Genomic DNA, 12,345 nt, shown 5'->3' on the forward strand with positions numbered 1-12,345 from the left:
CATCACTAGGTCGGATCAGTGGTTGGCCGGCAGGACTTTTCGGTCGCCGCGACGCCCTGATCCTGACTCTGGTTTGCTGCCTCGGCAGACCCATCAACTGTGTCGGCCAGCTGCGATGCGCAGACATCTGCGTCGATCTCGCCACGCACGTGCTGCACATCGGCGGCGGACATGCCATCACCGCAGACCCCGAGCTGGCTGACCCGTACGGGATCTACGCGGTGTGGACACGGTGGGCGAGCGTCCGCGACCTCACGCTGCGCCGGCCCTCGCCGACGGCATGGCGATCAGGCGTTCATCGACATCGATTCGCTGCTGCGCCCGGTCTACGGCCACGCCAAACAAGGCGCCTCCTACGGGCACGCAAAAATCGCCGAAAAACAGGTCCTCCGCAAAGGCCTCTCACCGCTCGCAACGACACTCAGTACTGCCGATTCCGCACCCGTCATCACCGGGATGCGGCTACGAGCAGGCAAAGCCGGATCAGGTAAAGGCGCAGGCCGGATGGTCACCCAAGCCGTCGTCACCGCCCGAAAGGCTGGCGCGGCCGGCACAATCCTCGTTCGTGGCGACTCCGCCTACGGCACTCGTTCCGTCGTGACCGCCTGCTTGCGCGCGAAAGTCGAATTCTCGGTCGTGATGGCCAAGAACACCGCCGTCGCGCGCGCCATCGATTCGATTGCCGATGAAACCTGGACACCCGTGAAGTATCCCGGCGCGGTCCGTGACCCCGACACCGGTGCCTGGATTTCCGATGCCGAGGTCGCCGAACCACTTACACCGCTTTCGCTTCCAGCAAGAACCCGGTCACCGCCCGGTTGATCGTGCGCCGAGTCAAAGATGCGCGATTTCCGGACGCGTTGTTTCCCCGTCTGGCGGTATCACCCGTTTTTCACCAACACCACCGGGCTCACCGCCGACGCAGATGTCACCCACCGTCGGCACGCGATCATCGAAACCGTGTTCGCCGATCTCATTGACGGACCACTTGCACACATGCCGTCGGGGAAGTCCGGGGCGAACTCCGCGTGGGTGTAGTGCGCGGCGATCGCCCACAATCTGCTTCGAGCTACCGGTGTTCTTGCCGGTGATCGGTATTCTCATTCCCGAGGTGCGACGCTCCGACGCAAGATCGTCAACATCCCAGCTCGATTATGTCGGCCGCAACGAAAACCGATTCTGCGACTACCGACTCACTGGCCGTGGTCCGCTGCGTGGCTTCGATTGTGGGCCAACACTATCGGACACAGCCCGCCGTCCATCGCTTGAAACCTGACCGAATCGCCGGAAGCGGCCCGACACCCTTCAATCGTGAAAAAGCTGGGTAGACCAGCGGTCACACCATGTCTGGAAGCAGCGCTTGCTCGGGCCTTTCATCCGCATTGACTCTCACGGGCTCGTCGGTGGATTCAGGCTTAATAATGTTTTGGAGCAATTTCCGTGATTGGTCCTGAATGTGTCAACGAATGAGAAGTATTCGTTTGTGGAGCAAGTCGAAACCAGCTCGTCCATACATTTGCCGTTTGAGCGTCTTGATCCTTCTGTGGAATCTGACCACGCGGACGATCATGTTCTCCTCGGGTTGACCACGGAACTGAGGAGACGATATGAGCGGCACGGTGACGCTGGAGAACAAGTGGCCGGTACTGGGCCTGTCCGGTGTGCCGAGTGGGACGGTTGCCAAGCCTGTCCTGGCGTCGGGCTTGTCGCCGTCACCAGGGGAGCACGCCGGTGCGGTCGGTCACCGTGCCGGTGGGCGTGTTGGGCCCAAGGGTGGCGATACGCACCGCTGCCTCGGCGCCCTCCTCGACGCTCTGCCCGATGTGGCCGGTGAATTCGGTCGCTGTCTGCCCGGGGTCTACCGCGTTGAAGCGGACGCCGGGGATTGTTCTGGCGTACTGCGTGGTCAGCATGGTGACCGCGCTCTTTGACGAGCCGTAGGCGGCGAGCGGATACTGCGACTCGACCCGCTCAGGGTCGTGGGTCAGCGTGAACGAGCCGAGGCCGCTGGTGACGTTGACGACGGACGGGGCGGTCGCTTTCCGCAGCAGGGGCAGGAACGCGTGCGTGACGCGCACCAGTCCGAAGACGTTGGTTTCGTAGACGTGGCGGATCTGGTCGGCCGCCATGTCCTCGGGGGCCGTGACTTCACCGAGGATGCCGGCGTTGTTGATGAGAATGTCCAGGCGGCCGACCCGTGCGCGCAGCGTCTTGACCGCCGCGTCGACCGACGCGTCGTCGGTCACGTCCAGCTGGACGAAGTCGGCGCCGAGCCGGTCGGCGGCCTTGCGTCCGTTCTCAGCGTCCCGGGCTCCGATCCAGACCGTCTGGCCCGCCTGGACGAGTCTGCGCGCGATCTCGTGGCCGAGACCCCTGTTGCCGCCGGTGATCAGTGTGATGGTCACGTTGTGTTCTCTCCTGTGTATGTCGTCGGAGCGGGTGCTCCCGCAAAAGCGGTCAACGGGAGCACCCGCAGGGTAGGTTCGCGGTTGTGCGGCTCGCCGGGGGGCGTCCGGCGCTAGTGGGTGGGACGGAACGGGAGCAGGAGGCGGATGCCGTCCTCGATGGATCCGTCGATCAGTTCGAGCATCTGCGGGACGAGTTCCCGCATCCGGGGTGCAGCGAGGTGGGCGTCGAGGTGGGCGCGTGTCTCCCAGCGTTCGTAGATGACGAATTCGCAGGGTCTGCCCTCGATTTCGTGGGCCTCGTAGTCGATGTTGCCGGGGTCGTTGCGCGAGGGGGTGACGGCGGCGGTGATGAACGCCTTGAGGTCGGCCTCCCTGCCGGCCTTCGCCTTTGCGTCCCAGACGACGGTCACGTAGCCGGTAGGTGTTGCGGTCATGGTGATTCCTGTTCTGTTCCGTGCTGACGGGCTGAGTGTCGGTGCCAGACCGGTGTCAGCTCTCGATGAAGCTGAGGAGGTCGGCGTTGACGGTGTCGGCGTTCACGGTGCACATGCCGTGCGACAGCCCCGGGTAGACCTTCAGGCGCGCGTTCTTGACCAACGTGACCGCCGTCTCGGCGGAGTTGGCGATCGGGACGATCTGGTCGTCGTCGCCGTGCATGATGAGCGTGGGCACGTCGATCGCCCGGAGGTCGTCGGTGAAGTCGGTCTCCGAGAATGCCTTGATCCCCTCGTAGTGCGCCTGCGCGCTGCCGGTCATTCCCTGGCGCCACCAGTTCTGGATGACGCCCTGGGAGATGTCCGCGCCCGGGCGGTTGAACCCGTAGAACGGCCCGGAGGCGAGGTCGAGGTAGAACTGGGAGCGGTTGGTAACCACGGCCTCGCGGAAGCCGTCGAAGACCTCGACCGGCAACCCTTCCGGGTTCGATTCGGTCTGGACCATGAGCGGCGGGACCGCTCCGATGAGGACGGCCTTAGCGACCCGCCCCGCACCGTGCCTGGCAACGTACCGGGCGACCTCTCCACCACCGGTGGAGTGGCCGACGTGGACGACGTCGCGCAGGCCGAGGTGCGCCACCACGGCGGCGGCGTCCGCTGCGTAGTGGTCCATGTCGTGCCCGTGGCCGACCTGGGCGGAGCGCCCGTGCCCGCGGCGGTCGTGGGCGATGACGCGGTAGCCCCGCTGGACGAGGAAGAGCAGCTGGGAGTCCCAGTCGTCCGAGCTCAGCGGCCAGCCGTGGTGGAACATGATCGGCCGGCCCGAGCCCCAGTCCTTGTAGAAGATTTCGGTTCCGTCGCTGGCGGTGACGAACGGCATGGTCTGCTCCTTGTGGTCTCGCCCGGGTACCGGGCGGTTTCGATATCTCCACAAGAATGACTCGGCCACCGTACCGACAGCCTCCGTCAGCTGACTGACATCCGGCCGGCGGCTCGCTTACGTCAGTGCCGGGGCCCGACCGGTAGCGCTCACAGCCGGGCGGCCGAAGGCTCGGGAGGCAGCGCATCCAGAGCGTCGCGGAGCTCGGCCCGCGACGTGATCCCCAGTTTCGGGAACACATGGTAGAGATGCGATGACACAGTCCGCGGCGAAAGAAACAGACGCGACGCGATCTGCGGGTTGGACAGCCCCGTCGCCGCCAGCCTGGCGACCTCCAGCTCCTGCGGGGTGAGGGCCTCACCGGACTTGCCCCGGCCGGTCCGCGTCATGCCGGTGGCGCGGAGCTCTGCAGCGGCCCGGGCCGCCCACGAATGGGCCCCGAGTTCCTCGAAGCAGTCGCGGGCGGCGGCCAGCTGCACCCGGGCGTCACGGTTGAGTCCTTGCCGGCGAAGCGCTTCGCCGTACGCCAGACGAGCATGACCGACCTCGAAGGGCCACTGCTCGATGTCCGGCAGTCCGAGGGCCTCCTCGAAGTACCGGACCATGTCCTCGGCAGTCGATGTCATCGCCGTGACCATGGCCGAGCTCAGCGCGAGCCGCGACGAGAGGTGGCCGACACCGGCGTCGCGCAGCGCGTCCGCGTGCCGTCGTGCCGCCGCGTGCCTCCCGGTGCGCACGGCGGCCTCGACGAGGTCCGACGCGGACCACAGGGCCTCGGGGTTAAACGGCGGCAGCACGCCCGGGGCGCAGATCGCTGTGGCATGCCGGAAGGCCGTCTCGAAGTCGGCGGCGCCGAGGGCCGCCCGCGCCGCCGCCTGGTGGGCGCAGTTCTCCAGCCGCTGCAATCCCCTGGGCCTAGCCCACTCCCAGACGGCCTCACAGTGGCGCCGGCACGCGTCGAGGTTGCCGCGCTGGGCCGCGGTCATCGCCGCGATGTAGTGCCCCACCTGGGCGAACAAGTGGTATCCCGTCTCCTCGGACAGTGCGATGAGCTCGTCCGCGGCGTCGGCCGACGTCCGCCACCGGCCGCTGTACAGGTCGTCGAGGGCGACGAACATCAGGGCTGGCATGCTCGACCCCAGCGCGCCGCCGTCGCGTATGACCCGGGATACGGCCTCGCGACAGCCCGGAAGCCGGTCGAGGTACGAGGCGGTCAGGGCGGTGCGGATGACCACGTCGGCGTCACTCTGGTCCCTCAGCCGCGAGATCTCCTCGTCCAGGTGGCGCAGCATGCTGTCGGTGATGGAACCGAGGTCGTGGTGGACGCGCCCCAGTGACGCCGCGGCGGCGGGCGATGCCTCGGGGAGCTGATCGAGGACGTTGACCAGAGGCTGCCAGTGCTCGGGTCGGCCCGAGTACTGGCTGGCGAGGGTGAGAGTGAAGAGTGCGGTCTCCAGCTCCTCACGCGGCGGTCCGGGTATCACCGAGGCCTGCTCGACCGCCTCCATCAGGAGCGCGTGCGCGGTATCGGCTTCGCCTTCCGTGACGAGCACGAGGAAGCCGGCCGCCGCGGCCGCCGAGAGCGACCGGGCCGCCGGATCGCCCTCGACCTCACGCATGATCTCGTGGCTGATCTCCAGATGACCCGCGACCCAGGCGGCTACGTAGGCGGCCTTCGACAGGCGGCGCCTGCGGACCCCTCGGTCGGGACTCAGTTCGGCCGCACGCCGCAGCCTCGCGATGGCGCCGTCGGCGTCACCGCGTCGCAGGCTGCTCCGGGCTGCCGACTCCACGACGGCGGAGACCGACTCGTCGGGCGCCGTCGTGGCTCTCGCGAGGTGATCACCGCGCCGCTCGGGCTGGTCGCCCAGCGCGTCGGCCAGTTGGCGGTGGGCGCTGCGCCGCTGCTCGCCGGTGGAACCGTCGACCACCGCGGACCCGACCAGCGGGTGCCTAAAGCGCACCGCGCGGCCGTTCTCCGCGACCATGACCAGATGGTCACGCTCCGCGGGAGAGAGTTGCTCGAGGCTGTCCGGCCCGCCGGCTGCCTCGAGAATGCCGATGTCGCCGGAGCCCTCGAGAGCTGCGAGCAGCAGTACCTCGCGTGTTCTCTGCGGCAGTCGTGCGACGCGGGCGCCGTACAAAGCGCGCACGTCCCGCCCTGGGCCGCTCGCCCACGCCGTCCCTTGCCCGTGTTCGTCGCCGGTCGCCCCCGTCGACCCGGCGAACTCCAGTAGAGCAAGGGGGTTTCCCTGTGCCTCGTGGGCCACGGTTGAAAGCACCCGGCGGGGGAGGTGGGCGAAACGCCGGGACAGCAGTCGCAGGGCGTCCGCGTCGTCCAGCGGCGCGATCTTGAGCTCCGGTAGGCCGACAGACCGGAAGGATTCGTCGGACTCCTCTCGCTGTGCTCCCAGCAGCCCGATGCGGCGACCGCCCAGTCTTCTGGCGACGAAACCCACCGCAGCTTGGCTCGCTTGGTCGACGGCATGAAGGTCATCGACCACGAGGAGGAACGGCTGCTCTTTCGCGGCCTCGTCGAACAGGGCCAGTGCCGCGTTCAGGACGGCGATCCGGCTCGACGCGGGACCGGCGCCGAGACCGAGGGCAACCTCGAGGGCCTCCCGCGTGGAACGCGGCAGACGACCAAGCTCGTCCGGCAGTGAACCGACGAGCTGGTGGAGTCCCGCGAAGCTGATGTCAGTCTCGTATTCGACGCCGCTCCCGCGGACGACCCGCACTCCTTTCGCCACCGCCAGCTCGGCTGTCGCGTCCAGGAGCGCAGTCTTCCCCACGCCCGGCTCGCCGGTGAGCAGCAGGGCGGCTCCATTCGTCCCGGCCATGTCCAGGAACGCCGCCAGCTCGGCGAGTTCCCCCTCCCGGCCGACCAGTCCGGCCGGGCCGACGCTCGTGTCTGTCCTTGACTTCGCCCACATTCGCCGCGTCCTTCGCTGTACCTCGCGAAGCGGTCGATCCACCAGCCACGCACTTCCCCAGTGATTATCGCACCTACCGGCAAACGGAGCGTGAAACCATCTGCTTCGCCGCCACCCACAGCTTCTAGACGAAGAGCATGCAGAACACCAGCCAGGCGCTGCAGTCCCACCGCAACGACAGCACGAAGGTCACGCGGATCATCGCGCCGGTCTTCCCCGCCCGGCAAAGACCCGGACGACATGGTCGCCTCCGCTGGCTACCGCCCCCTCGTCGCCGTCCTCTGAGACCTGCACAGTCATGATGAACGGCTCGCCGAGCAGTTCGCCTCCTGCATCTACACCAGCGGTCGGCGTAAAACCCACGTCCGATGCGACCGAGACGGACGGATGGTCGGCGTCGACGAGGACGACGCCGAAGACCAGGAACACGGCGACGGCGACGCCGCTGCCGAGTCCACCCTGCTCCACTTCTCCACCCTGCTCCACTTCTCCACCCTGCCCGACCCGGCGACCATCGCGGCCGTATTGCCCACCTGGGTCTGCCGACCCGGATCCCTGGTCTGACCGCAGGTCTGAAAGGCCCTGCGGCGCTGATGATTCGAGAACGAGATCGCCGAGAGTGACCCAGACCGGAATTGCCCCTGGCCCTGTTGTGGAGCCAGCGGTCGTCCTTGGTGGAGAACAAGTCCTCGATGTCAGTCTTTCCGGGGAAGCCCTTCGAGTTGGCTGGGGACGGTGATGGGGGTGGCGTCGACATTGGCTGCCTGAGCAGCGTTGAGGACCGTGGCGGTCTCGGCTCCGTCGATGACTGCGTGACCTACTGGGCGGTGCCCACAGCGCGTACGGTCGCGTGAGTCACCGCGTCCGCGCCCCGCCGTGAGAGCGTCGTCCGGGGCCAGCGGGTTCGCGGTGCCGAGCGGGTGCGTCCCCGGCGTCGGCGTGAACAACGTGTCGCCGTCGTTGAGCAGGGGCACCGGACGCACGGCGCGGGCGCCTTCGTACGCAGCGCCGGCCAGTTTCCCGCGGCGGCGAGGGTTCCCTCACAGAACTGGCACCGCGGCGCTTTCCTCGCCTCTCCGGCGCTCGGGGCCGGCCCCGAGCGCCGTTAGCGTCACCCCGGCTGTCACCGCCAGCGCCGCCACCAGTCCCACGGCGAGCACTGTCCAGTGACCCAGGAACGTACAGACGACTACCAGCAGCGCGGTGACCGGCAGCACCGACTGCTGGGCGATTCCTACCTTGTAGAAGCGCGAGTGCAGCGCCCACACCGTGAGCAGGAACAGCGCTGTCGGCAGCGTCACCGCCGCCGACGCCGACAGCGCCGAAAGGTGCGCCTTGCCCACTGCCTGCTCCACCGCCACCTCCAGGCCGGCGCCAATCGCGGCACCTGAGACGAAGATCAGATAATGGCCGTAACCCCAGAGGAAGGACTGCCGGTTGGACCGGAGGTGCCCGTGGATGGGGACCGCGAAGTACACCCACCAGGCGGCGAAGATGATCAGCAGTCCGCCGGCGGCGATGGGCACCAACTCACCCAGAGCCTCGTGCTCGTCGATCCCCGACTTCACGGCGACGGTGGCCGCTGCGATGGTCTCGCCGAGCACGATGAGCGTGAGCAGCCCGTACCGTTCGGCGATGTGGTGGGGGTGCCAGGGCGTGGGGTGGGCGCGCTCCGCATACAGCGGTACGGCCATCTCCAGCAGCGCCATCACCAGGAAGACCCACGGGCGGCCGGCCTCCGGCAGGATCAGTAGCCCCAGCCAGCCGATCTGGCACAGCCCGATGGCGTACCGCAGCGCCATCGTCCGCTCGGGGCCCCGGCTCGACCGCGCCACGCGCAGCCACTGCGCCGTCATGGCTAGCCGCATGATCACATAGCCCAGGATGACGACCGGGTACGCGTGTTCCTCGAACGCCTGGGAGACCCCTGCCGTCAGGACGAGCACGCCGGCTATCTGGATCAGCGTGACGATCCGATACAGCACGTCGTCGTTGTCGTAAGCCGAGGCGAACCACGTGAAGTTCATCCACGCCCACCAGATAGCGAAGAAGATCATCAGGTAGTTGAGGATCCCATCGCCCGTGTGTCCCTCGACTATGGCGTGCACCAACTGGGCGCCTGCCTGGGCTATGGCCACGATGAAGCACAGGTCGAAGAAGAGCTCCAGTGAGGAGACGCCGCGGTGGGTCTCGTCGCGGCCTCGCGCCGTGAGCCTGCTCAGTGGTCTGTAATGTGCGGGCGCCGTAGAGCGTACCGGCGGCGGAGTTGGGCTGCTTGTCATCTGGTGAGCCAAGCTCCGAAACGCCGCTGCAGTCGGGGATTGATCTGCCAGACCATCGCTGCTGCTGCCGCTGGGACGAGTACAGCAAGTCGTACCGGCAGGTACAGATCTTCCAGAACAGGGTTCGTGGCCAGGCCCAGCAGGACGATGGTGGGGTAGATAGCGCACACGGTGAGCAGCCACAGCTTCCAAGGCCGGACGACGGCCGGAACGGTGGGGCCGAGACGGGGTTCGGCGTTCGCGAGATCGTTCCGTCTCTGCTCCCGGAGCATGTGCCGGACGTCTGTCACTGCCGGTGGGCTTGGCAGTCCGGGATCGTCGGCACCGTAGGCATGGGAAACAAGTATCTCGTTCATGGACCACTCCAAATCGTAATGTTGCGTTTTGATTCCATCGGTTCCTGCACGACCGACGCGATGTTGGCGCTGCGTGATGGGCTGTCCGCGCGCAACAGCGGCAGCAGTTGCCAGGTGAACAGCACAGGGCTCGGATGGTTCACCGCCAGCCGCTGCTGGTGTCGTGCCGTCACTTCGGCCGCGAGATGCTGGGTCTTGGCCGGAGCGGACAAGTCGGCGATGAATTGCTCGGCCCTGAAATGTTGCGCCATCGGCACCGGTTGCTGCGGGTTGCGATCGTGCAGAAGCAACTGGTGCTCGGTTTCGCCAGACTCCTCAGCCAAAACAGACCAAGACCGTTCGTCGCTCCGGTGATCAGAATCGACGGCATGGTGCGGCCTTCTCATGCGAGGGCCCGGAGCCCGGGCGGGCTCCGGGCGAGTCATGTTCTGATCAGTGAGTGGACTGGGCGTGGTCCTGCTCCACATACACCTTGAGGGCCTGGAACTCCTCAATCGCTCGCGGGCCGCATAGATAGCCGTAACCGCTGCTCTTGACGCCGCCCTCCTCAAAGTCCTCGCTGATAGCTCCCCAGGTGTTGATCCATACAGTGCCGGTACGGATGCGCCGGGCGATCCGGCGGGCCTTCATCGAGTCCGAGCTGAACACCGAGGCGGCCAGGCCGTAGATGGTGGCGTTCGCCTTGGTCACGGCGTCGTCCTCGTCGTCGAAGATCTCGAACGTCTGGACCGGACCGAAGACCTCTTCCTGCACGATCCGGACGTCGGTGCGGTCCACCTCGATCAGACTCGGCCGGTAGAACGCACCGGCGGCCAGGGGACCGTCGGTGACCACGCCGCCGCGCAGCAGTACCGTGCCATATGAGGTGGCTTCCTCGACGATCGCGTCCACCCGCTGGGCGGACGCCCTGTCGATCACCGGGCCGAGCTGGGCATCCTTGTCGTCGCCCGAACCGAGCCGCACCTGCGCGAGCGCGTTGGTGAGTCGAGTTCGCACCTGGTCGGCGATGTCCCGGTGCACCAGTACACGGGAGCCGGTGCAGCAGAACTGTCCGTTCATCAGCACCAGCGACTGCACCACGGTCGGGATCACCATGTCCAGATCGGCGTCAGGAAGGATCACCATCGGCGCCTTGCCGCCCAGTTCCAGACCGAGCCGCTTGAGCGTGGTGGAGGCCGCGGCCGCGATACGGCGCCCGACCGGCGTGCTGCCGGTGTAGTTGATCACGTCGACCTTGTCGGAGGAGACCAGGAACGGGGCCCCGGTGTTGCCGGACTCGGTGAACACGCTGACCACGCCCGCCGGGATCTCCGTGACCGAGGCCAGGGCCTGCGCGAAAAGCTCATTGGTCAGCGCCGTCTGAGCTGGAAGCTTGACCACGACGGTGCAGCCGGCGGCCAACGCCGGGCCCAGCGCCCGCACAGTCAGCATGATGGGGGAGTTCCAGGGTGAGATGATCCCGGCGACACCAAGCGGTTCAGGCACCGAGTGGGTGTACTGGCCGGGTTCCGTCTCGGCGGCGCGTCCGGCGTTCTGGGTGCGCGCAGAGGCAGCCGCGTACCGTAGCCACCCGACCGCACCGCTGACCTCCCACGTGGTCTCGCCTAGCAGCTTGCCGTTCTCCCGGGACAACATGGCCGCAACCTCGGGCACCCGGGCTTCGAGGGCGTCGGCCAGCCGACTGAGTGCGGTCGCCCGAAGCGAGGGAGTGCGCGCCCATTCGGTGGTCTCGAACGCGGCGACGGCGGCGTCCACGGCGGCCGAGGCCTCCGCCTCGCCACCGTCGTAGAACGAGCCGACGACTGTGCCGTCGGCCGGGTTGATCGATTCCAGAACCGAGCCGGAGCCGGTCCACTGTCCGTTGATCCAGTGCTGCGCGATGGTGTTGATGGTCCGCTCCTCGTGGTCACGCCCGGGTACCGGGCGGTTTCGATATCTCCACAAGAATGGCTCGGCCACCGTACCGACAGCCTCCGTCAGCTGACTGACATCCGGCCGATGACTCGCTTATAAGCCGTTACCTTTCCGAGAACGGCGGGTGTGTTTCCGCTGTTCAAGGGCGGGGGCGGTGTTTCGGAGGCAGGGACGAGGTGTCGTGTCGTGCTGGCTACAGCATGTGCATTTTGAATGCCCGCCAGAACAGCCGAGCCGGCGGTATCGAAACATGGTTCTTCACGAAAAATTGAATCGCACCGGCGAGTCCGGAGACTTTGATGTACCCCGGGTTTTCCGGAGTTCGTTTGTTTTACTTCAGGCATTGATGCACCCGAGAGAGGTTCACGATGCCCCGACGCTATCCGCCCGAGTTCCGCCGAAAAGTCCTCGACCTGTTGAAGACAGGACGCACGGTCGCCGAGGTCGCCGCAGGTCTCGATGTCACCGAGCAGACCATCTACAACTGGCGTAACCAGGAGCTCATCGATACCGGACAGAAGCCGGGGCTGAGCTTGATCGAGAGCGCCGAACTCGCCGCTGCCCGTCGTCGTATCGCCGAGTTGGAGACCGAGCTTGCCATTGCCAAACGCTCCACGGAGCTGCTGAAGTCGGTGGTGCTCCCAAAAGGCGGTTCGAAGCGATCGAAGTGATGGCCAAAGAAGGACTACCGGTACAGACGTCGTGTCGGATTCTGGAGGTGTCGGAGACCGGTTTCTACGAGTGGCGCAATCGCCCACCCTCGGAACGCTCACTGCGACATGCCTGGTTGACGCAGCTGATCACCGAGGTTCACACCGCCTCGCATGGCACCTACGGTGCCCGCCGAGTTCACGCTGAACTCACCCTTGGTCACGGTATTGCTGTTGGACACGGCTGCGTCGAAATGTTGATGAGAGCTGCTGGTGTGAAAGGACTTCCGGGAAACAAACGTGCGCGTTCCAAGCATCACACTCCGACCGCGAGCGATCTCGTGGACCGTAAGTTCACCCGCGACGAACCGGACAAGTTGTGGGTCACGGATATCACGGAACATCCCACCCCTTGGATTCCAGCAATCGTCGCAACACCTACTGAAAGGTGTTGCAATGGCTGGCAAAAAGTACACGGATCAGCAGAA

At 66.4% G+C, this 12,345-nt stretch carries 13 protein-coding genes and 1 pseudogene; 3 read left to right on the forward strand and 11 right to left on the reverse strand.

Going from position 1 to position 12,345, the window contains the following annotated elements; genetic code table 11:
• Positions 1 to 5 precede the first annotated feature (5 nt).
• Positions 6 to 173: a hypothetical protein gene (locus tag B0E55_RS31760; protein ID WP_157902102.1), complete on the reverse strand. Its 168-nt coding sequence runs from the start codon at positions 171 to 173 to the stop codon at positions 6 to 8.
• 115 nt (positions 174 to 288) lie between these two features.
• On the opposite strand from B0E55_RS31760, the pseudogene B0E55_RS30230 reads away from it, so the two are divergent.
• Positions 289 to 1,269, forward strand: a pseudogene (locus tag B0E55_RS30230) (IS1380 family transposase); the annotation flags it as partial.
• A 443-nt stretch (positions 1,270 to 1,712) separates the two neighbouring features.
• On the opposite strand, the gene B0E55_RS30235 reads toward B0E55_RS30230, so the two are convergent.
• The 10 genes from B0E55_RS30235 to B0E55_RS30280 form a co-directional block, all read right to left on the reverse strand.
• Positions 1,713 to 2,405, reverse strand: a complete 693-nt coding sequence (locus tag B0E55_RS30235) for an SDR family NAD(P)-dependent oxidoreductase (protein WP_007732514.1) — start codon at positions 2,403 to 2,405, stop codon at positions 1,713 to 1,715.
• A 113-nt stretch (positions 2,406 to 2,518) separates the two neighbouring features.
• A complete protein-coding gene (locus B0E55_RS30240) occupies positions 2,519 to 2,842 on the reverse strand; it encodes a putative quinol monooxygenase (RefSeq protein WP_007732513.1) in 324 nt (107 codons plus the stop codon).
• 55 nt (positions 2,843 to 2,897) lie between these two features.
• The gene (locus B0E55_RS30245; protein WP_007732512.1) at positions 2,898 to 3,722 is read right to left on the reverse strand and encodes an alpha/beta fold hydrolase; all 825 of its coding nucleotides are present in this window, start codon (positions 3,720 to 3,722) and stop codon (positions 2,898 to 2,900) included.
• A gap of 149 nt (positions 3,723 to 3,871) precedes the next feature.
• Positions 3,872 to 6,655, reverse strand: coding sequence for an ATP-binding protein (locus tag B0E55_RS30250; protein ID WP_007732511.1), 2,784 nt, complete (start codon positions 6,653 to 6,655; stop codon positions 3,872 to 3,874).
• Between the two features lie 198 nt (positions 6,656 to 6,853).
• A complete protein-coding gene (locus tag B0E55_RS30255; protein ID WP_051119184.1) occupies positions 6,854 to 7,141 on the reverse strand; it encodes a hypothetical protein in 288 nt (95 codons plus the stop codon).
• A gap of 209 nt (positions 7,142 to 7,350) precedes the next feature.
• The gene (locus tag B0E55_RS30260; RefSeq protein WP_007728177.1) at positions 7,351 to 7,638 is read right to left on the reverse strand and encodes a hypothetical protein; all 288 of its coding nucleotides are present in this window, start codon (positions 7,636 to 7,638) and stop codon (positions 7,351 to 7,353) included.
• A gap of 57 nt (positions 7,639 to 7,695) precedes the next feature.
• Positions 7,696 to 8,937 (reverse strand): low temperature requirement protein A, encoded by a 1,242-nt coding sequence (locus B0E55_RS30265; RefSeq protein WP_007728174.1) that lies wholly within the window; start codon positions 8,935 to 8,937, stop codon positions 7,696 to 7,698.
• A complete protein-coding gene (locus tag B0E55_RS30270) occupies positions 8,934 to 9,293 on the reverse strand; it encodes a hypothetical protein (protein ID WP_007728172.1) in 360 nt (119 codons plus the stop codon). The genes B0E55_RS30265 and B0E55_RS30270 overlap by 4 nt, the downstream gene beginning before the upstream one ends.
• Positions 9,290 to 9,616, reverse strand: coding sequence for a hypothetical protein (locus B0E55_RS30275; RefSeq protein ID WP_019749615.1), 327 nt, complete (start codon positions 9,614 to 9,616; stop codon positions 9,290 to 9,292). Before B0E55_RS30275 ends, B0E55_RS30270 begins: the two co-directional genes overlap by 4 nt.
• Positions 9,617 to 9,725: 109 nt before the next feature.
• A complete protein-coding gene (locus tag B0E55_RS30280; RefSeq protein WP_007728168.1) occupies positions 9,726 to 11,252 on the reverse strand; it encodes an aldehyde dehydrogenase family protein in 1,527 nt (508 codons plus the stop codon).
• 323 nt (positions 11,253 to 11,575) lie between these two features.
• On the opposite strand from B0E55_RS30280, the gene B0E55_RS30285 reads away from it, so the two are divergent.
• Both B0E55_RS30285 and B0E55_RS30290 read left to right on the forward strand, forming a co-directional pair.
• Positions 11,576 to 11,878: a transposase gene (locus B0E55_RS30285; protein WP_007728166.1), complete on the forward strand. Its 303-nt coding sequence runs from the start codon at positions 11,576 to 11,578 to the stop codon at positions 11,876 to 11,878.
• A gap of 116 nt (positions 11,879 to 11,994) precedes the next feature.
• Positions 11,995 to 12,345 (forward strand): IS3 family transposase (locus B0E55_RS30290; RefSeq protein WP_198538475.1); only part of this gene is annotated, 351 nt, incomplete at its 3' end.

The organism is Rhodococcus sp. 66b (genome assembly GCF_002076325.1).
GTDB lineage: Bacteria > Actinomycetota > Actinomycetes > Mycobacteriales > Mycobacteriaceae > Rhodococcus_F > Rhodococcus_F erythropolis.

Bases quoted from the DNA above. Each gene is read 5' to 3' on its own strand.
- B0E55_RS30250 (WP_007732511.1), bottom strand. From the start codon at position 6,655: ATGTGGGCGAAGTCAAGGACAGACACGAGCGTCGGCCCGGCCGGACTG.
- B0E55_RS30265 (WP_007728174.1), bottom strand. From the start codon at position 8,937: ATGACAAGCAGCCCAACTCCGCCGCCGGTACGCTCTACGGCGCCCGCA.
- B0E55_RS30285 (WP_007728166.1), top strand. From the start codon at position 11,576: ATGCCCCGACGCTATCCGCCCGAGTTCCGCCGAAAAGTCCTCGACCTG.
- B0E55_RS30240 (WP_007732513.1), bottom strand. From the start codon at position 2,842: ATGACCGCAACACCTACCGGCTACGTGACCGTCGTCTGGGACGCAAAG.
- B0E55_RS30245 (WP_007732512.1), bottom strand. From the start codon at position 3,722: ATGCCGTTCGTCACCGCCAGCGACGGAACCGAAATCTTCTACAAGGAC.
- B0E55_RS30270 (WP_007728172.1), bottom strand. From the start codon at position 9,293: ATGAACGAGATACTTGTTTCCCATGCCTACGGTGCCGACGATCCCGGA.
- B0E55_RS31760 (WP_157902102.1), bottom strand. From the start codon at position 173: ATGTCCGCCGCCGATGTGCAGCACGTGCGTGGCGAGATCGACGCAGAT.